This window comes from Aquabacterium sp. A3 (genome assembly GCF_038069945.1).
Lineage (GTDB): Bacteria > Pseudomonadota > Gammaproteobacteria > Burkholderiales > Burkholderiaceae_C > Aquabacterium.
The window spans coordinates 1,500,733-1,519,683 of the sequence record NZ_JBBPEV010000001.1; the positions used below are offsets into that span (position 1 = coordinate 1,500,733).

21 protein-coding genes are annotated in these 18,951 nt (G+C 67.8%); 6 read left to right on the top strand and 15 right to left on the bottom strand.

What is annotated here, in order from left to right:
- Nucleotides 1–9 precede the first annotated feature (9 nt).
- From epsA to gspG, 12 genes are read right to left on the bottom strand one after another with little or no spacing between them, the layout of a single operon-like run.
- The gene (gene epsA / locus WNB94_RS06655) at nt 10–849 is read right to left on the bottom strand and encodes an XrtB/PEP-CTERM-associated transcriptional regulator EpsA (protein ID WP_341389219.1); all 840 of its coding nucleotides are present in this window, start codon (nt 847–849) and stop codon (nt 10–12) included.
- Between the two features lie 29 nt (nt 850–878).
- The gene (locus WNB94_RS06660) at nt 879–1,361 is read right to left on the bottom strand and encodes a hypothetical protein (RefSeq protein ID WP_341389220.1); all 483 of its coding nucleotides are present in this window, start codon (nt 1,359–1,361) and stop codon (nt 879–881) included.
- Nucleotides 1,348–1,737, bottom strand: coding sequence for a type II secretion system protein (locus WNB94_RS06665; RefSeq protein ID WP_341389221.1), 390 nt, complete (start codon nt 1,735–1,737; stop codon nt 1,348–1,350). Before WNB94_RS06665 ends, WNB94_RS06660 begins: the two co-directional genes overlap by 14 nt.
- A gap of 4 nt (nt 1,738–1,741) precedes the next feature.
- Nucleotides 1,742–2,230 (bottom strand): type II secretion system protein, encoded by a 489-nt coding sequence (locus tag WNB94_RS06670; RefSeq protein WP_341389222.1) that lies wholly within the window; start codon nt 2,228–2,230, stop codon nt 1,742–1,744.
- Between the two features lies 1 nt (nt 2,231).
- A complete protein-coding gene (locus WNB94_RS06675; RefSeq protein WP_341389223.1) occupies nt 2,232–4,472 on the bottom strand; it encodes a secretin GspD/PilQ domain-containing protein in 2,241 nt (746 codons plus the stop codon).
- On the bottom strand, nt 4,469–5,032 hold the full coding sequence (locus WNB94_RS06680; RefSeq protein WP_341389224.1) for a hypothetical protein: 564 nt from the start codon (nt 5,030–5,032) through the stop codon (nt 4,469–4,471). The genes WNB94_RS06675 and WNB94_RS06680 overlap by 4 nt, the downstream gene beginning before the upstream one ends.
- On the bottom strand, nt 5,029–5,616 hold the full coding sequence (locus WNB94_RS06685; protein ID WP_341389225.1) for a hypothetical protein: 588 nt from the start codon (nt 5,614–5,616) through the stop codon (nt 5,029–5,031). The genes WNB94_RS06680 and WNB94_RS06685 overlap by 4 nt, the downstream gene beginning before the upstream one ends.
- A complete protein-coding gene (locus WNB94_RS06690) occupies nt 5,613–6,263 on the bottom strand; it encodes a hypothetical protein (protein WP_341389227.1) in 651 nt (216 codons plus the stop codon). The genes WNB94_RS06685 and WNB94_RS06690 overlap by 4 nt, the downstream gene beginning before the upstream one ends.
- A complete protein-coding gene (locus WNB94_RS06695; RefSeq protein WP_341389229.1) occupies nt 6,260–6,904 on the bottom strand; it encodes a hypothetical protein in 645 nt (214 codons plus the stop codon). The genes WNB94_RS06690 and WNB94_RS06695 overlap by 4 nt, the downstream gene beginning before the upstream one ends.
- A gap of 2 nt (nt 6,905–6,906) precedes the next feature.
- Entirely contained in the window at nt 6,907–8,472 is a 1,566-nt protein-coding gene (locus WNB94_RS06700; RefSeq protein ID WP_341389230.1) for a GspE/PulE family protein, read from the bottom strand.
- Nucleotides 8,469–9,596 carry a type II secretion system F family protein gene (locus tag WNB94_RS06705; RefSeq protein WP_341389231.1) on the bottom strand — a complete coding sequence of 376 codons (1,128 nt, stop codon included), beginning with the start codon at nt 9,594–9,596 and terminating at the stop codon, nt 8,469–8,471. Before WNB94_RS06705 ends, WNB94_RS06700 begins: the two co-directional genes overlap by 4 nt.
- Nucleotides 9,597–9,606: 10 nt before the next feature.
- A complete protein-coding gene (gspG, locus tag WNB94_RS06710) occupies nt 9,607–10,068 on the bottom strand; it encodes a type II secretion system major pseudopilin GspG (RefSeq protein ID WP_341389232.1) in 462 nt (153 codons plus the stop codon).
- Between the two features lie 222 nt (nt 10,069–10,290).
- On the opposite strand from gspG, the gene WNB94_RS06715 reads away from it, so the two are divergent.
- Together WNB94_RS06715 and WNB94_RS06720 are read left to right on the top strand one after the other, a co-directional pair.
- Nucleotides 10,291–11,484: a glycerophosphodiester phosphodiesterase gene (locus WNB94_RS06715; protein ID WP_341389233.1), complete on the top strand. Its 1,194-nt coding sequence runs from the start codon at nt 10,291–10,293 to the stop codon at nt 11,482–11,484.
- A 36-nt stretch (nt 11,485–11,520) separates the two neighbouring features.
- The gene (locus tag WNB94_RS06720; protein ID WP_341389234.1) at nt 11,521–12,141 is read left to right on the top strand and encodes a YqiA/YcfP family alpha/beta fold hydrolase; all 621 of its coding nucleotides are present in this window, start codon (nt 11,521–11,523) and stop codon (nt 12,139–12,141) included.
- 55 nt (nt 12,142–12,196) lie between these two features.
- Here WNB94_RS06720 and WNB94_RS06725 read toward each other — a convergent pair whose 3' ends face one another.
- Nucleotides 12,197–12,442: a PEP-CTERM sorting domain-containing protein gene (locus WNB94_RS06725; protein ID WP_341389235.1), complete on the bottom strand. Its 246-nt coding sequence runs from the start codon at nt 12,440–12,442 to the stop codon at nt 12,197–12,199.
- A 317-nt stretch (nt 12,443–12,759) separates the two neighbouring features.
- On the opposite strand from WNB94_RS06725, the gene WNB94_RS06730 reads away from it, so the two are divergent.
- From WNB94_RS06730 to WNB94_RS06745, 4 genes are read left to right on the top strand one after another with little or no spacing between them, the layout of a single operon-like run.
- Nucleotides 12,760–14,829 carry a ribonuclease catalytic domain-containing protein gene (locus WNB94_RS06730; RefSeq protein ID WP_341389236.1) on the top strand — a complete coding sequence of 690 codons (2,070 nt, stop codon included), beginning with the start codon at nt 12,760–12,762 and terminating at the stop codon, nt 14,827–14,829.
- A 26-nt stretch (nt 14,830–14,855) separates the two neighbouring features.
- Nucleotides 14,856–15,743 (top strand): energy transducer TonB family protein, encoded by an 888-nt coding sequence (locus WNB94_RS06735; protein WP_341389237.1) that lies wholly within the window; start codon nt 14,856–14,858, stop codon nt 15,741–15,743.
- A complete protein-coding gene (gene aroE, locus WNB94_RS06740; protein ID WP_341389238.1) occupies nt 15,740–16,600 on the top strand; it encodes a shikimate dehydrogenase in 861 nt (286 codons plus the stop codon). The genes WNB94_RS06735 and aroE overlap by 4 nt, the downstream gene beginning before the upstream one ends.
- Nucleotides 16,600–17,397, top strand: coding sequence for a transglycosylase domain-containing protein (locus WNB94_RS06745; RefSeq protein ID WP_341389966.1), 798 nt, complete (start codon nt 16,600–16,602; stop codon nt 17,395–17,397). Before aroE ends, WNB94_RS06745 begins: the two co-directional genes overlap by 1 nt.
- Nucleotides 17,398–17,435: 38 nt before the next feature.
- On the opposite strand, the gene WNB94_RS06750 is transcribed toward WNB94_RS06745, so the two are convergent.
- Nucleotides 17,436–17,606: a rubredoxin gene (locus WNB94_RS06750; RefSeq protein WP_341389240.1), complete on the bottom strand. Its 171-nt coding sequence runs from the start codon at nt 17,604–17,606 to the stop codon at nt 17,436–17,438.
- Between the two features lie 11 nt (nt 17,607–17,617).
- The gene (locus WNB94_RS06755; RefSeq protein WP_341389242.1) at nt 17,618–18,811 is read right to left on the bottom strand and encodes an alkane 1-monooxygenase; all 1,194 of its coding nucleotides are present in this window, start codon (nt 18,809–18,811) and stop codon (nt 17,618–17,620) included.
- Nucleotides 18,812–18,951 lie beyond the last annotated feature (140 nt).

Here is an 18,951-nt window from a genome sequence, read left to right on the forward strand (position 1 = left end):
TCGGGTTGCTCAATGTTGGGAGTCTCTGAACGCAGGTGCCGCGCCCAGCCCATCGCCCCAGGCATTGATGCTCATGGCGATGGCCACGGCCTGGGCCCGGTTGGAGGCCCCCAGCTTGCGCAGGATCTTTTGCACGTGGTTCTTGACCGTCAGGGCGCTGATGCCCAGCTTGGCGCCGATGGCATGGTTGCTCAGGCCATCACGCACCCACATCAGGATCTCGCGCTCGCGCAGGGTGATGGGCGTTGCGGGGCGCGCAGTCGTTGGGGTGGGCGCAGGCGCGGGCGAAGGTGCACGCGCAGGCACCATTTGCCGCTCCGTCACGCACACACGCTGGTAGGCGGTGTGCAGGCACGGCAGCAGCATGTCCAACGCCAGGCCATGCTGGGCCGACAGCCGTTGCCCATGCCGGGCCAGCACAAAGAAGCTCTCCAGCTCGTCAGGGCGCCCCGGACGGGTGTGGCCATGCATCAGCACCTCGCTGTAGCCTGCGCCATGGAGGGCTCCCAACACTTCGTGCTGGGTAGCGTGGCTGCCCAGGCTCATGGTCATGGCCTGCTGGCGGGCGGCGTCCCACACGGTCACCAGGGGCTGCAACCAGGTGGGGGGAACCTCTTGCAGTTGGGCCACCGTGGCCTCCGGCAAGGGCCGGCTGTTGAACACGTCAAAGGCCAGGTCTTTGGCCTCGCGGTCGTAAAAGCCGCACAGCATCAGGTCGTGCGGCAACCAGCGCTGCAGATCGCCTTGTGTCCACACAAAGAACTGATGCCGGCGACACACCTGCGGGGCGGCCTCCATGATGCGCATCAGGCCTTCTGGGTGTGCAGCGTCGGTGAAGGTGGATGACATGGCGAGTGGGTGGAATGGACTGCGGCAGTCTAGGGAGCGGTCGTGACGGTTTGTTGACGCGGTGCGGCAGGTGGCGGGTCTGCCTCGAAACGCCACTCGTCAAATCGCGCCACGCCCTTGGGCGCGCTCAGGGGCGTGAGTGCAGACACGCTGTAGACCCCACGTATGCCTTGCCCTTGGCGGATCAGCCCCCAGTCCTGCCCCGTCATCGGGTCGGGCCACACCTGGCGCAGGTGGCGCACCACCTGGCCGGTGCGCTCGTCGGCCAGCAAGTCGTTCAGGCTTTGCGGCCAGGGCGACTGACCGGTGCTCAGCGGCACGGCCGCGTAGGCGCTGATGGCGCGGCGGATCTGCTCGCCCCGAAAGGCGTACTCCATCTCACGCTCACGCTGGGCTTGTTGGCGCCAGTGGGTGCTGGCCGCCATCAGCAACACACCACTGAGCGCCACCCAGCCCAGCAGCATCAGGTAGCTGAAGCCGCGCTGATCATGGCGGTGATCACCACGCGCCATACGGCACCCCGTTCTGCCCCCGACCGATCGCGCCACTGCGCACATCGGCCATGCCGCCAGGGATGGCGCTGTCGGCCGGGGGCGGCAGCATCTGCCAGCCATCGCGGCTGCCGGTGATGGGGTCTTCGGGGATGTGGCGCAGGTAGCCGGCCTGCACCAGTTGCTGCAAGGATTCGGGGTACTGACCGCGGTCGGCGGTGTATTTGTCGATGGCGTCACGCATCACATTGAGTGAGGTGCGCAAGGTGGCTTCCCGGGCGTTGTCCACCGTGCGCACATAGCGTGGCGCCACGATGCTGGCGAGCAGGCCGATGATGGCCAGCACCACGATCAACTCGATGAGGGTGAAGCCTTTGCGGCGATTCAGGCCTGGCATGAGATCACCACTGGCGGTAAGGCGTGCCGTCCAGGCCCATGCCTTCGGCCTGCGAGTACACGTCAAACACATCGGCCCCGGGTGCGGGCGCCTCGGGTGGGCTGGCGTAGGCGCGCAGGCCCCAGGTTTGTTCGGCCGGCACGGTGCGGTCGGCCAGCGGGTCGCGCGGCAGTCGCCGCAAAAAGTAGATGCGCGGTTTGGCCGGCTGGCTGATGTCGGGCACGCCCTCCACCAAGGTGCGCAAGGTGGGCGGATAGCCCGTGTCGCCTTCCCGTTTTTCGATGCGGCCGTCGTCCCAGGCGGCCTTGTAGGCATCGATGGCGGTGCGCAGCGTTCGCAGGTTCTGCCGCAGTTCGGACTCTTGCGCACGGCGGTGCTGCAGGCTGGCCAGGGGCATGGCCGCACTGGCCAGGATGCCCACCAGCATCACCACCACCACCATCTCGATGAGGGTGAAGCCCCGAGACACCATCGTGGGCGTGGCGGCAGGCATGTCAGCGGCCCTCGGACGCTGCCGACTCGGCCGCAGGGTCGGCAGGAGGGTTGGCATCAGGGTTGGCATCTGGATCGGGCGACTGCGCTGGCTCGCTCGCCTGGATGCGCACCCGCCACATCGCCGAGCCGTCTTCCAGCGCCAGTGCGCTGTCCATCGCCGGCGCGTCGGGCTTGACCTTGAGCATGATGGACTGCACGCCACGGGGTGGCACCTGCACCGGCACACGCGCCCCACCACCAGCGGCTGGCGTTTCAAACACGGCCGTGTCCATCAGCAAGCCGGTGTCCAGCGGATCGTTGCCGTTGTTGCGCACAGTGACCTGCAGCAGGTTGCCCGCCATCACCTGCTCGGGCCCGGACAGGCTGACCACGGCGCCATCGGACGCATCGGCCGCAGCGGTCGACGGCACGGCGCGTGGGTTGAATCGTGCGCCCGCCCCACCACGACCCGGCGCCATGCCGGCCACGCCAGCGCTCAAGGCCATGGGCCGCGCACCCGGCTGGGCCTCGGTGCCCGAGGGCAGCAGGCCGGCAGCCACCGGTGGCTGCACCAGGTTGCGCACGATGCGGGGGGTGACCAGCAAGACGATCTCGGTGCGCTCGACACTGTCGTTGCGGCTGCCAAAGAGGCGCCCGGCCACGGGCAGGTCGTGCAACACGGGCAGCCCGGCCGCATTGCGGATGTCGCGGTCGTTGATGAGCCCGGCCAGGATCTGGGTTTCGCCATCGCGCAGCCGCAAAGTGGTGCTGGCCTGGCGCGTGCCCACCTGGTAGGCGATGGAGCCCTGGGGCCCGGTGATCTCGCGGGTGATGCTGCTGACCTCCAGCGCCACCTTGATGGTGACGTCGTTGTCAAGCTGCACCTGGGGTTCGATCTCCAGCTTGAGGCCCACGTCCAGGTAACTGACAGAGGCCGACACGCCCACGTTGGCCGTGGAGGTGGTGGTGAACACGGGTAATTTTTCGCCCAGCAGCACCTTGGCTTTTTCGCGGTTGCGGGCGCGGATCTTGGGGTTGGCCAGCAGGTTGGTGGCGCCGGTGGAGGCCTTGAGGCTGGCAATGGCCAGGGGGTTGGTGCCGTACCAGCGCAGATCGCTGCTGGACGTGATGGGCGCCGTGCTGCCCGGCACGCCGTAGTTGAACAGCTCGGGCCACTTCAGCCCCACCTGATCGAGCTTGCTGGACGAGACCTCCATCACCTCCAGCTCCAGCATGACCTCAGGCTCGGCCAGGTCCACGCTTTGCACCAATTGCTCTACCAGGCGCATGACCTCGGGCGTGTCACGCACCACCAGCAGGTTGAGGCGCTCATCCACATAGATGTCTCGCGTCTTGGCCACGGTGCGCACCATTTGTTGCACCTGCTTGGGGTCGGCATTGACCAGGTAGAACGTGCGGGTGACGGTGTCGAGCAGGTCGCGCGTCTTCTGCTGCGTGTTGGGAAACACCAGCACGGTGTTCTCGTTGAGCAGCTTGTGGCCCAGTTGCTGGGTGCTGGTGATCAGGCGCAAGGCGTCGTCCACCGTGGTCTTGCGCAGGTACATGGTCACGCGGCTGTCGCCACGCACATCCTTGTCGAACACGAAGTTCACGTCGGCGGCCTTGGCCAGGGCCTCGAACACCGTGCGCAAGGGGGCCTCCCGAAACTCCAAGGTGATGACCCGTTGCGCGGCCTTGAGGCCCACACCGGCTTGCTGGCGGGTTTGCGCCTCGCGCAGGCTTTCGATGCGGCTGAGCAGGGTGCGGGCCTGCGGTTGCTGAGGCGCCTCGCCCAGCACAGCGCGCAGGGCCAGCTCGGCCTGGCCCCATTGCTGACGGGTCATGGCCTGCTCGGCCTCGGCGATCAGGGCTTGCACACGCTGCTGGCGCTGAACGTCGGCCTGCAGGCTGGCCGTGCGCGGGTGCTGCGGCGCCAGGGCGATGAGGCGATCCAGCGCGACGCGGGCCTCGTCGCTGCGTCCCTGTGCGCGCGCCACCTCCACCAGCCGGGCCAGTTCATTGACGGTGGTTTCGCGTTGCTGGAACCAGGCCATGCGCAGGGGCGAATCCTCGGGGTGCGACTGCAGCGCCGCGTTGAGGTGCGCCAGCGCGGCCTCGTGCTGTCCGGCCTGCGCCATCTGCTGCGACTCGCGGATGGCCGGGGTGGTGCACCCCAGCAGGCTGAGCGTGATGGCCACCAGCAGCAGGGGGTGGCCTGGTGACACCAGTCGCCGTGCAAGGGTTGAGAGCTTGAAGGTCATCGCAAGGAAACCGTCTGAACCTGGTCCAGCGGCAGGTAATTGAGTTGCATCACACGGGCCTGGATGCGCTCGACGCGCCAGGTGCTGTCGATCACGTCGCCAGGGCGAACCACCCACACCCCTTGAGGGCCTTGCACCACGGCGCGCTGCACCGCAGGGGCGCCGTTCGCAGGCTCGTCGTCCAGCCGCCCCACCCAGTGGTGCGGAAAGCGCGGCGCCATGGGCGGTGGTGGCGCCACACGCGCCACCTGGCGGGGCGCGGGCGGTGGGGGCGGTGGCTCGGCCAGCAACCAGGTGGGGGGCTGATGCGGGCTGACGGCGGCGGGCGTGTGGCCCACGTACATCGCCAAGGTCTGCTGTGCGGCCTTCAGGCCTTCCTTGGCATCGCCACCCTGGGCCCGAACGGCAGGGGCCATGCGGGGCGCGCGCTGATCGGGGGGCGCCAGCAACGAGGCCTCATCGGCGTCGGCTTCATCCGCGGATTGCCACTGCAACCAGGCCGCCATGGCCAGCACCAGGGCCAACACGGCCAGCAGGCGGGGGTTCATGGGCGCACTCACGGACGCACCTCCTGACCACGCCACCACAGCGACAGACGCACCTGGGCCTTGACGCCATCGCTGCGGGGATCAGCACGCTGCACATCCAGGCCATCGATGCCCAGGCCAGGCACATGCTGCAAGGCCTGCACCCAGGCACGCACCGTGTCGTAAGGGCCCTCCACCGGCAGTTGCATGCGCTGCCGCCACAGGCCGTGGCCATCGGCGGTGGTGGGCACCCAGGTCTCTTGCTGGGCCTGTACCTGCAGCGAGGGCAACTGCAGGCCCAGCGTCTGAGCGCTGCGCCACACCTGCGATTGCAAGGTCATGCGCTGGGTGGCCGGGGGCAAGCGCTGCCACAAGGCCTGCCAGGCCAGGGTGGGTGTCAAGGCGGGCGTGATCTCGGCGCTGCCAGAGGGCTGACGATCGCGGCTGGCCTGGCGCAGGCCCTCACGCACCTGATCGGCCTCCTGCTGTGCGCGGTCCAGATCGGTCTGCAGGCGGGCCATGTCGTGCTGCAAGTACACGGCCAGGCCCATGGCGAGCAAGCCCAGGGCACCCGGCAGGCCCAGGCGCTGCACCACGCGGGGCAGGCGGTGCATCATGGCGCGCCTCCACCCGTGATCGGTGGGCTCATGGGCACCTCGGCCTGCACCCGCCACACCAGCGTGCCCCACCGGGTGTCCACCGGCTCGGACAAACGCTCACGGGACTGGAGTTCTGCCTGCGGCCCCAAGGTGGACAACCACACCAGCGGGCTGTCGTCGTCGCGGCTCCAGGCCTGCAAACGCACCACGGGCCGCGCCGAGGCGGGCGGCACGGGCGTCCACGATGCCAGGTCCAGCGCCCACTGCGTGAGCACCAGGCGCTGCTCGGCGGCAGCCAGGGCGGCACCATCCATCTGGGCAGGCCAATCCACCGCCAGCCAGGCGGCCAGCTGCGCCGCACGCCGCCAACCGGCATCGTCCAGCACGGGCACCCCAGTTGCCGCGGCCACCGATGCGTCCCCCACCTGCGGGTTCACCGGCGTGTTGACCATGGCCTGTTCACGCTCCAGGCTCTGCCGTGCGCGCATCAAGCGGGCCACCTCGTCATCGGCCACCTGCAGCGCCATGTGGGCCTGCTGGTGCTGCTGCCAGGCATGCAGGCCCAGGGCCAGGCCCAGCGCCAGCACGGCCCAGCCCCACACCGAGGAGCGCCAGCGCGGGCCCACCACGTCCAGCTCATCCAGCCACGCGTGCTTCTGGCTCATGCCGGGCCCCCTGTGCCGCCTTCGGTCCCGGCAGGCTCCGACCACACCGCGCCCAGGCGCCAGGCCTCATCGGCCGGGTGGCCAGCGGTGGGCCCGCGCTGCCACTGCACATGGGTGCGCCAATCGCCATCACTCCAGGCCTGCTCGATGGTGGTGGCGCCATCGGCCGGTGCAGGCAAGGCGCCCGCCATCTCAAGGCCCCACCAGGGCCCCATGCGGTCGATGCGCACATGGTGCTGGGCCGCCAGGCTTTGGACGCCCTCCACCAGGGCGCGCGGCATGGCCGTCACCAGGTGCAACTGAGCGCCACCGGGTGCGGCATGCACCTGGCGCACCACCCACTCGTCGGCCAGTTGAGACTCGTCCAGCTCCAGCACGGTCAGCCAGGTTTGCAAGGCGTGCTGCCAGCCCTCGGCCGGGCTCAAGGTGGGGCTCAGGGCCTGGGCATGCACCCAGCGTGAGGCCACACCCAGTTCGTACACCGCCCCAGCCTGCGCGGCAAACTCGGCCTGCACCTGCGCCAGGGCCTCGTCCACCGTGGCGCAGCCCACGCCCACCCGCCAATGGCGCGGACGCCAGTGCGTTTGAGCGCGTCGCCACAGGGTGGGCGCCATGCGGCGCCAGTGCAAGGTGTCGCCCATGATCATTCCACCAGGGTGACGCGGTTGAGTTCGTCCACCGAGGTCTCGCCGCGCAACACACAGGCCAGCGCAGCTTCGCGCAGGTTGCGCATGCCGTGCGCCCGCGCATGGGCCTTGAGCTGCGTCAGCGGAGCCCGCGCCACGATCATGTCGCGCAGGGCATCGTCCATCAGCAGCACCTCGGTGATGGCCTTGCGGCCCCGGTAGCCGGTGCCCCGGCAGGCCGGGCAGCCCACGGCGCGCATGAAGCGCCCTTGCGCGTCCAGCGGCACCTGGGCTTGCTGACGCTCGGCAGGCGTCAGCCCATGGGGCTGCGCGCAGTGGGGGCACAAGCGCCGCAACAAGCGCTGCGCCACCACCCCGTTCAACGCCGAGACCATGTTGTACAGGTCCACCCCCATGTGCATGAAGCGGCCCACCACATCGAACACATTGTTGGCGTGGATGGTGGACAGCACCAGGTGGCCCGTGAGTGCGGCCTGCGAGGCGATCTGGGCGGTCTCCGCATCGCGGATCTCACCCACCATGACGCGGTCGGGATCGTGACGCAGGATGCTGCGCAAACCACGCGCGAAGGTCAGGCCCTTCTTTTCGTTCACCGGGATCTGCACCACACCGGGCAGTTGGTACTCCACCGGGTCTTCGATGGTGATGATCTTGTCGGCGCCGTCATTGATCTCTTGCACCACGGCATACAGCGTGGTGGTCTTGCCGCTGCCGGTGGGCCCAGTGACCAGCAACAGGCCATAGGGTTTGCGGGCCAGGCGGCGCACCACCTGGGCATCGTCGTGCTCCAGCCCCAGGCCTTCCAGACTCAAAGCCTGGGCCTCGGTGGCCAGGCGGCTGCGGTCCAGGATGCGCAGCACGGCGTCTTCGCCGTAACTGGACGGCATGATCGACACCCGGAAGTCCACATCGCGCGGCGCGGCATCGGCCGAGGCCTGCACGCGGCGCTTGAATCGGCCGTCTTGCGGCAGGCGGCGCTCGCCGATGTCCAGCTCGGCCAGCACCTTCAAGCGCGACACCAGTTGCTCGGCCACCTCGCGCGAGCCGACATCGCCCACGGCCACCATCACACCGTCCAGCCGGTGGCGGATGACCATGCCCGTGGCGGTGGACTCCAGGTGCAGGTCGCTGGCCTGCGCCTTCAGGGCATCAAACAAGGTGGCGTCCAGCAACTTCACCACCGGGCTGGCCGCGCGGCTCAAGGTGTCGACCGACAGCGCCGCCAGGGCCCCGTCCACGGCCTCATCCACCGTGGGGCCCACGGCCTCGTCCAGCACACCCCGGGCCTCGAAGGCCTGCTCGCCTTCGGCCAGGCAGGCGCTCAGCGTGGCATCGTCCACCTGCGTCCAGCGCACCGCCTGCCCGGTGGCGCGGGCCACGGCCTCGCGCACCACAGGGCTGGGCTCGGTGGCGGCCAGGGCCTGCCACACACCCTGGCACCGCCCCACCACCACGCGCAAGCGCAGGGCCTTGCTCAGGGGCCACACGCCCCAATCGGGCACCAGCGCAGGGGCCTCGACGGGCGGCATCAGGCCGGACACGCTGTGCAGCACCGCGCTCATTGGATCTGCTCCGCCACCTGGAAGATGGGCAGGTACATCAGCACCACGATGCCGCCAATCACCACGCCCATCACCAGCATCAGCACCGGGTTGACCACCTTGCCCACCCAGTCGGTGAAGCGGGCCAACTCTTCGTCGTAGAAGTGCGCGGCGCGCTCCAGCATGGGGCCCAGCTCGCCGGTTTGTTCGCCCACGCGCACCATGCGCACCGACACGGGCGTGACCAGCTGCTCGGCCTGCAAGGCCTCGGACAGGCGCTGGCCTTCGGCCACACGCTGGCGCGCCCGGTCCAGGGCTGGCCGCAGCACCGCGCCCATCAGCTCGGCCGACGAGCCCAGGGCCGACACCACCGGCACCCCGGCCTGCAGCAGCAGCCCCAGCGTGCGGTACAGCGAGGCCAGCTCGATCAAGCGCAGGCGCTCACCCACCACCGGCGCTTGCCACAGGCGCGCGCCCACCCACTGCCGCGGGGCGGGCTGGCGCGCAGCCCACACCGCCAGCGCCAGCACCACCACCAGGCCCATCAAGGCCTGCATCGGGTGCTCGCCCAGCCCCCGGCCCAGTTGCAGCAACAGGCCCGACAACCAGGGCAGCTCACCGCCCATGTCATCGTAGATCTCGGCAAAGCGCGGCACCACGAACACCGTCAGGAAGACGATCACCAGCAGGCTGGCGCCGATCAGGATCACGGGGTAGATGGCCGCGCCCACCAGCTTGTCGCGCAGGCCCTGCACCCAGGCCAGGTAGGCCGCATGCTGGCGCAAGGCCTGGGTGAGCTGCCCGGTGCGCTGCGCGGCCTCGATCGAGGCCACCAGCAAGGTGGTGAAGGCCTCAGGCTGCACGCGCATGGCCTGGGCCAGCGTCTGGCCTTCCGACAAGGCCACACACAAGCGCGCCAGCACCAACGCCACGCTGGCATCGCCTTCTTTTTCCTTCAGGGTCTGCAAGGCCTCATAGAGCGGAATGCCCGCGTCCAGCAGCACGGCCAGCTCCTGGCAGAACAGACGCCGGGGAAACTCGCGCTGACGCTGCATCAGCCGTGCGGTCCACGGCGCCGAAGTCTGGGCAGACGGGCCCGTCTGCGTGGACTGCAGTCGGCGTGTGGATGTGGCCAAGGGGTTCATGCCCGCACCCTCACCAATTGCTCACATCGGCGTTTTCGCCATCACCGCCTTCGCGGCCATCCTTGCCCAGCGAGTACAGGTCGTACTCGCCATGCTGGCCGGGTTGACGGTATTGGTAATCACGGCCCCAGGGGTCTTGGGGCGGGGCCTTGCGCAGGTAGGGGCCCCACCAGCGGTTCTCGTCGGCCGGCTTGGTCCACAGCGCATCCAGGCCCTGCTCGTTGCTGGGGTAACGGCCGGTGTCCAGGCGATACTGGTCCAGGGCCTTGCCCAGCGCATCGATCTGGGCGGCCGCCGTTTTGGATTCAGACTTGCCGATCTGCTTGAAAAACTGCGGGCCCACGTAGCCCGCCAGCAAGCCGATGATGACCAGCACCACCAGCAGTTCCAGCAAGGTGAAGCCCCGCTGGGCCTGTCCAACAGGCGCGAGTTGGCCCCGCACCCGGCCACGGGGCGCTGCACACACGAACATCTGAGATTCCTTCCGGCATCACCCCACCACGGGGCATGCAATGGGCGTGATCCTATTGGCGCATCGCTGACAGCTTTGTGACAGGCGGCACGGCTTTACAGGGGCATGGCGCTCTGATGACACGAGCCGCCATGGTCCGCTTGCGCCATGCGCAACGCCATCACGCCGTCACCGGCACGCAGCAGCATGGCAAGCTCCTGACACCAACCCATGGGATCCGAGATGCTGACCCTTCGCCCCGTCATCCGCACCGTCACCCTGGCCGTGGCCCTGACCACCGGCCTGAGCAGCGTGGCCCTGGCCCACGGCCCTCGCCAGTCCGCACCCCAGGCCGACGCCCCCATCGTCATCGGCCACCGGGGCGCATCAGGCTATCTGCCCGAGCACACCCTGGCCGCCTACTGGATGGCCATCGAGCAAGGCGCCGACTACGTTGAACCCGACCTGGTGCCCACGCGCGACGGCGTGCTGGTGGCCCGCCACGAAAACGGCATCGCCATCCTCAACGCCGATGGCAGCGTGCGTGAAGCCACCACCGATGTGGCCGAGCGCCCCGAGTTTGCCGACCGCCAGACCACGAAGGTGATCGATGGCGTCAGCATCACAGGCTGGTTCACCGAAGACTTCACCCTGGCCGAGCTGAAGACGCTGCGCGCCCGTGAGCGTATTCCTCAGCTGCGCACGGCCAACACCCGTTTTGACAACATGTTCGAGGTGCCCACGCTGGACGAGGTGCTGCAACTGGTGGAGCGCGCCAACCAGACGCGCCGCCACGCGGCCTTTGCCAAGGGCGGCCTGAAGGCCATGCTGAAGGTCAAGCCCATCGGCGTGTACCCCGAAACCAAGCACCCGAGCTACTTCGACAGCATTGGCCTGTCGATGGAAGAGCCCCTGGTGCGCACCCTGCATCGCCACGGCTATGTGGGCCGCCATGCCGCCGCCTTCATCCAGTCGTTCGAGGTGGGCAACCTGCAGGATCTGGCCCGCATGACCAAGCTGCCCCTGGTGCAGTTGATCAGCAGCGCCGGCAAGCCTTACGACTTTGTGATCAACGGTGATGCCCGCACCTACGCCGACCTGGCCAAGCCCGAAGGCCTGCGCTTCATCGCCACCTACGCCCAGGGCGTGGGCGCCAACACCAGCGTGATGATCCCGCTGGTGGGCGGCCGCCTGGGCACCCCCACCCGCTTTGTACAGGATGCGCATGCGGCGGGCCTGATCGTGCACGGCTGGACCTTCCGCGCCGAAAACGCCTTCTTGCCCAACGACTTCGACAGCAGCGCCAACCTGGCAGACCTGGGTGACATGGCCGGGCAGGTGAAGGCCTTCCTGGCGCTGGGCATGGACGGCTTCTTCACCGACCACCCCTTCCTGGGCAAGCAGGCGCGCGACGCTTTTGTGGCCGAGCAGCCGTGAGCGCGCGCCCGGCCTGATCGGGTTACGCTTGGGGGCATGGATGCTCGCCCTGCCCCCCTCACCCACCTGCTCTACCTGCACGGCTTTCGCTCGTCGCCCCATTCGTTCAAGGCGCGGATGATCGCGGCGCACGTGGCGGCGCTGAACCAGTCCAGCCCGCCCGAGCAGGCCATCATGTGGCTATGCCCGCAATTGCCACCCTCGCCCGACGAGGCGGTGACCCAGGTGCTGGACGCCGTGGCCGACTGGCCGCGCGAACGCATGGCCATCATCGGCTCGTCGCTGGGCGGCTTTTACGCCACCGCGCTGGGCGAGCGCCTGGGCTGCCGCGTGGCGGTCATCAACCCGGCCGTGGCCCCGGCGCGCGACCTGGCCCGCTACATCGGCGAGCAAACCAGCTTTCACAACCCTGAAGACCGGTTCTTCTTTCGGCCCGAGTTCGTGCCCTCCTTCGCGGCCCTGCACCCCTACCCCATCACCCGGCCCGAGCGTTACTGGGCCCTGATCTCCAAAGGGGATGAGGTGCTGAACTGGGAAGAAATGGTGGCGCACTACCCTCACACCACCATGACCGTGCTGCCGGGCAGCGACCATGCCGTGAGCGATTTCAGCGAGCACCTGCCTGGGCTGCTGCAGTGGCTGGGCTGGCGCCCATGAAAAAAGGGCCCGAAGGCCCTGCTGGATCGTCTGCCGCCGCCGGGGCGGCCAGACATCACTTCTTGCGGCGACGTGCCACCACCACGCCCACCACAGCCACACCAGCGATCAGCATGGCGATGGTGTCGGCTTCAGGCACGGGCGACACCGCAGAGTTCACATTGCTGTTGAGCAGTGCGTTGTCGTTCGCATTTGCAAACGCGATCGGGTTGAAATTGTCTTTCTTGTCTTTGGGCGGCGCGTCTGCCGATGCCGACACGGCCACCAAAGAGGCCAGGGCCCATACGATCAACTGTTTCATGAAGATGCCTTCCGCAGGAGGTGCCTTGCCGTTGAGCGACCAACCCACCCCTTTTGCTGGTCGCCAAATATCATGACGGCATTGTGACCCTGCCTGGGTGGTTTTGCCACCCTCTCCCCCCGGGGGGGCACAGCACCGACATTGCACAAGGTGGCAAAAGTACACGATAGCCCCCCCTCCGAACGAGGGGGATGCACCTGTCTGGCCGCCACCGCCGCATGAAACACCCCTGGCGACGCCGTGCCAAAGTGCACCGCCGCAAGATGGGACAATCAAGGGTTGAAGACCTCTGAAGACCCCTGGTCACCACCCGATCCATGTACGCCCTATTTGATGACGCTGGCAAGTTCCTGGCCGGCCGTGTGATGTCCGAAGCCGACGCCTCGATGCAGATCGAGCTCGACTCGGGCAAGCGCGTGAAGGCCAAAACCGCCAACGTGTTGCTGAAGTTTGCCAAGCCGGCCCCGGCCGAGTTGCTGGCGCAAGCAGCCACGCAGGCCAGCGACATCGACCTGGACCTGATCTGGGAGGTGGCCCCAGAAGATGATTTTGGCTTTGACGAGCTGGCCCGCGAGTACTACAGCGCCTCGGCCGACGCCGTGCAGCAGGCCGCCATGCTCATGCGCCTGTTCGACGCGCCGCACTACTTCCATCGCCGGGGCAAGGGCCGCTTCAAGAAAGCGCCCGAAGACATCCTCAAGCAGGCCCTGGCCGCCATCGAGCGCAAGAAGCAGCAGGCCCTGCAGATCGCCCAGTGGGCGCAAGAACTGGCCGCCGGCACCTGCCCCGCCCCGATCAAAGACGAGCTCTACAAGATCCTCTTCAAGCCCGACAAGAACGGCCCCACCTACAAGGCCGTGGTCGAAGCCGCCAAGGCCACGCAGCGCGCCCCGCTGGACCTGCTGAAAGACGCCGGCGCCATCGACAGCCCCTACCAGTTCCACTACAAGCGCTTCTTGTTCGAGCACTTCCCCAAGGGCGTGGGCTTCCCGGCCCTGGAGGCGCCGCCGGTCAAGGACGAGCTGCCCCTGGCTTCGGTCCAGGCCTTCTCCATCGACGACTCGATGACCACCGAGATCGACGATGCGCTGTCGGTACAAGGCCTGGGCACGGGCAGCGTCACCTACGGCATCCACATCGCTGCACCCGGCCTGGCCATCGCCCCCGGCACCCCGGTGGACCAGTTGGGCCGCGCGCGCATGTCCACCGTCTACATGCCCGGCCACAAAATCACCATGCTGCCCGACAGCGTGGTGCAGGCCTACACACTGATCGAAGGGCGTGATTGCCCGGCGGTGTCCCTGTACGTGACGTTTGACGAAGCCACGCTGGACGTCACCGGCAGCGAGACCAAGCTGGAGCGCGTGCCCATTGCCGCCAACCTGCGCCACGACCAGCTCGACGGCGTCATCACCGACGCCACGCTGAGCGGCGAGGCCCCGGCCGACTACGCCTTCGCGCCCGAGCTGGCTTTTGCCTTCCGACTGGCCAAGCACCTGAAGGCGCGGCGGGAGGTGGTTCGCGGCAAGCCCGAGACCTTCAACCGCCCGGACTACAGCTTCAAGCTCATCGGTGCCAACGGTACCAACACCATGAGCGATGGCATCGAGCCCCAGGGCGACGAGCAGGTGCTCATCGGCACACGCGCCCGTGGCTCGGCACTCGATTTGATCGTGGCCGAGGCCATGATCCTGGCCAACAGCACCTGGGGTGGTTGGCTGGCCGAACTCGGCGTGCCCGGCATCTACCGCAGCCAGGCCAGCCTGGCGCCGGGCATCAAGGTGCGCATGGGCACCAAGGCCCTGCCGCACGCCGGCATGGGCGTGGCGCAGTACACCTGGGCCACCTCGCCGCTGCGCCGGTATGTGGACCTGGTCAACCAGTGGCAGATCATCGCGTGTGCCAAGAACGGTCGCACCGCCGCCCTGGCCGCGCCCTTCAAGCCGAAAGACGCCGAGCTGTTTTCCATCATCTCGAACTTCGATGGGGCCTACAGCGCTTACAACGGCTTTCAGTCCAGCATGGAGCGCTACTGGACGATCAAGCACCTGGGCCAGGCCGGCATCAGCGAGCTGGACGCCGCCGTCATGGTCAACGGCCTGGTGCGTGCCGACACCCTGCCCCTGGTCTTCAAGGCCATCGGCGCCGACAACCTGCCGCGCCATGCCAAGGTGCGCGTGCGCATCACCGGGGTCGACCTGCTGACGCTGGACGTGCACGCCAGCGTGGTGGCGCGCCTGGACGAGGCCGACGCCAGCGAGGCCACTCAGGGTGATGCCGGAGACGAGGACGAGGCCGAGGTGCTGGACAATGCAGGCGCATTGACACTGGCCATCGACGTGGCCGATGCGGAGCCGAGCAGCCCGGCGCCCACCGGCACGGCCTGAGACCATCAACCCAAGACACACCACCGATGCTGGACCGCCTGCGCACCTTGTGGCAACGCTTGAGCCTGCTTCAGATCTGTCTGGGCTTCTCGGTGGCCGTGCATGCGGGCCTGTTCGGCTTCCGGTTCGTGGACCCGGAAGGCTTCAACCGCGTCTTCCAGGACACGCCGCTGGAGGTGATCCTGGTGAACACCGGCAGCGAAGCGCCGCCTGAGAAGGCGCAGGCCCTGGCCCAGCTCAACCTGGCCGGCGGCGGCGATGCCGATGACCAACGACGGGCCACCTCCCCCCTGCCGCCCACGCCCGAAGCCGCGCTGGGGCAGGACCTCACCGACACCGCGCGCGCCATCGAGCGGCTGCAACAAGAACAACAGGCCTTGCTGGCGCAATTGCGTGACGAACTGGCCGCCCTGCCCCCGCCCACGCCCCACGCCAGCAGCGACAGCCCGGCGTCGCGCGCTGAAGAAGAGCGACGCCGGCAACTCTCCAAGATGCTGGCTGAAATCGAGCGACGCATTCAGGAAGAGAACGCCCGCCCCAAAAAGCGCTACCTCAGCCCGGCCACGCTCAAATCCGCCGATGCGCTGTACTACAACGCCTTTCGCAGCCGGGTGGAGCGCGCCGGCACCGAGAACTTTCCCACCGCCAACGGACAAAAGCTCTACGGCGAGCTGATCATGGAGGTGTGGATCGACCGTCAAGGCCAGGTCATCGAGGCCGTGGTGCTGCAAAGCTCCGGCAACCCGGTGCTGGACCGCCAGGCCACGGCCATCGCCAAAAAGGCGGGGCCGTTCGGCATCGTGCCCTCCGAGGTGCTGGCGGGGCGCGACCTGCTGCTGATTTCTTCGCGTTTCCGATTCACCCGTGACGCCGGCATGGAAGCGCAGACCATGAGCCGAACGACCGCCCCATGAATCCCCCATCCCCAGACCGCTATGCCGTGGCGGGCAACCCCGTGGCCCACAGCCGCTCGCCCCACATCCACCAGCTGTTTGCCCGACAAACGGGCCAGACCATGGATTACGGCCGCCTGCTGTGCCCGCTGGACGGCTTCGTGGCCGAGGTGCAGGCCTTCGCGGCCTCTGGCGCCAAGGGCTGCAACGTGACCGTGCCCTTCAAGTTCGAGGCCTTTGAGCTGGCGGCTCGCCGCACACCCCGGGCCGAGCTGGCCCAGGCCGCCAACACCCTGCGCTTCGATGCCGAGGCCGACGGCGGCTGGCTGGCCGACAACACCGATGGCGTGGGCCTGGTGCGCGACATCACCGTCCATGCCGGTGTGGCGCTGGCGGGCCGGCGCGTGTTGCTGCTGGGTGCGGGCGGTGCGGCCGCTGGCGTGCTGGGCCCGCTGATCGAAGCCCGCCCGGCCGAGATCGTCATGGCCAACCGCACGGTTGACAAGGCACAGGCCATCGTGGACCGCCATGCCGCCTGGGCCGCGCTGCACGGGGTGGCTCTGAAAGCCCGCGGCCTGAGCGAGGCCGGCAGCGCCCACGACGTGTTCATCAATGGCACGGCCGCGAGCCTGGCCGGTGGTGGCGTGCCGGTGGGCCCTGAAGTGCTTCAACCTGGTGGCCTGGCCGTGGACATGATGTACGGCCCGGCGGCGCGCCCCTTCCTGGCGTGGGCGCAAGCCCACGGCGCCATCGCACGCGACGGGCTGGGCATGCTGGTGGAGCAGGCGGCCGAGAGCTTCGCCCTGTGGCGTGGCGTGCGCCCAGACACGGCACCGGTGCTGGCGCAACTGCGCGCCGAGGTGGACGCCACATCATGATGCGTCAGGTGTGGCGTGTCGTTGTGTTGCTGGCGCTCAGCGGCCTGAGCCTGCAGCTGTACTTTGCGGGCCGCATCGCCTTGATGAGCGTGCTGGACCCGCAGTCCACCACCTTCCAGCGCAGCGAGTTCAGCCGCCTCCTGCGCACCGAAGGCCGCGTGGCCTGGGCCCAGCAATGGGTACCGGGCGAGGCCATCAGCGACCACCTGCGCCGCGCCGTGATCGCATCAGAAGACGCCAACTTCGCCGACCACGGTGGCGTGGAATGGGAGGCCCTGGAAAACGCCTGGCGCAAGAACAGCGCGGCCAAAGCGCGGGCCGAGCGCCGCCAGGCCGAAGCGCTGGCCCGCCACCAGCGCGCGGTAGAGCGGGCCCGCAAGCGGGGACGCCCCGAGCCGCCCCCCCCCAACCTGAACCCCGCGGCGCACCGGGTGATCGGTGGCTCCACCATCACCCAGCAGTTGGCCAAAAACCTGTTCTTGAGCAGTGAACGCAACTTCTTGCGCAAGGGTCAGGAGTTCGCCATCACCTTCATGCTGGAGGCGTTCTTGAGCAAAGACCGCATCCTGAACATCTACCTCAACAACGTCGAATGGGGTGAAGGCGTGTTTGGCGCCCAGGCCGCATCGCGCCACTACTTTGGTGTGGATGCGGCCCGACTGGCGCCGCGCCAGGCGGCCCGGCTGGCCGTGATGCTGCCGGCGCCCAAGCGCTTCGAGAAGAACCCGGGCTCCAACTACGTGCGGGGTCGCGCTGGCACGATCGCCGCCCGCATGGGTGCCGTCGAACTGCCGTGAACAAAAAAAGGCCAGACATCGGTCTGGCCTTCTGACGATCAAGCCTCGTCGGTCACGGGCTCAAAATCCACCTTGTCGCGCACGGCGCAACCAGGACACGCCCAATCATCGGGGATGAGCTGCCAGGCCGTGCCGGGCGGGAACCCTTCGTGGGGGTCCCCCTTCGCTTCGTCATACACATGTCCGCAGTTGGGGCAGCGGTACTTCATCGACGGTCTCCTCAGGCTTGGCCGGCCCGCACCTGGGCGGCGTAGTCAGCATACTTCTTCATCAGCGCCTCGCGCTTGCCCGGGGCGTACTGGATGCGCGTCAGGTCACCCTTGTAGTGCTGGATCACGCGCTTGTTCATCACCGCAAACCACAGCGGCGACAGGTAAGCCAGGGTGATCATGCCAGCGTAACCCGAGGGCAGCTGGGGGCTGTCTTCGAAGTGGCGCAGCGTCTGGTACTTGCGGGTGGGGTTGGCGTGGTGATCGCTGTGGCGCTGCAGGTGGTACAGGAACAGGTTGGTCACGGTGTGGTTGCTGTTCCACGAATGCTCGGGCATGCAACGTTCATAGCGGCCATCAGCGTTCTTGCGGCGCAGCAGCCCATAGTGCTCCAGGTAGTTCACCACCTCCAGCAGCGAGAACCCGTAGATGGCCTGGATGATCAGGTAAGGCACGATGACGGCGCCAAAGGCGATCAGCAAGCCACCGAACAGCACCACGGACATGGCCCAGGACTGCAGGTTTTCGTTGTCGGTGCTCCACACGCTCTTGTTGAAGCGCTGCAGGCGTTCGGCCTCCAGGTGCCAGGCCGAGCGCAGGCTGCCCATCACGGTGCGCGGCCAGAAGGCCCAGAACGATTCGCCAAAGCGCGAGGTGGCCGGATCTTCCGGGGTGGACACGTTCTTGTGGTGGCCACGGTTGTGCTCCACATAGAAGTGACCGTAGAAGGTGGGGGCCAGCGAGATGCGGGCCAGCCAGCGGTCCAGCTTGTCCTTCTTGTGGCCCAACTCGTGCGCGGTGTTGATGGCCACGCCATTGATCACACCCACGCTGATGGCCAGGCCCAGCATGTCGTACCAGGGCATGTCCATGGTGCCGATCATCCAGGCGCCGGCGATGGTCACACCGATCTGGATGGGCACGAAGGCGTACAGCACCCAGCTGTAATAGCGGTCGTTCTCGAGGGCCTGCAGGGCGCTCTCGGGCGGGTTGGAGGCGTCTTCGCCGAACACGTAATCCAGCACCGGCAAGATCCCGTGCACCAGGATGAAGGCAAACCACAGCAACCAGCTGTGCTGCGTTTGCCAGTAGGCGGCCAGCACGGCGGCACCGATCATGGGGATGGCGGGCCCGAGCAGCCAGAGATAACGCTTGGGATCAGACCAGCGCACGGCCGGCGTGGGGGTCAAGGTGGCTTGAGACATGACAACAACTCCTGTGCAATGCCACCAGTGTCTTGATTCTGCGCAAGAAGAAACAGCCTGAAACAACCGGGGCACTGTCGCAATCCGCCGGAGCCGGATCAGGGTCAACCCGAGGTATCGCAAGCGCACACCGATCCCGG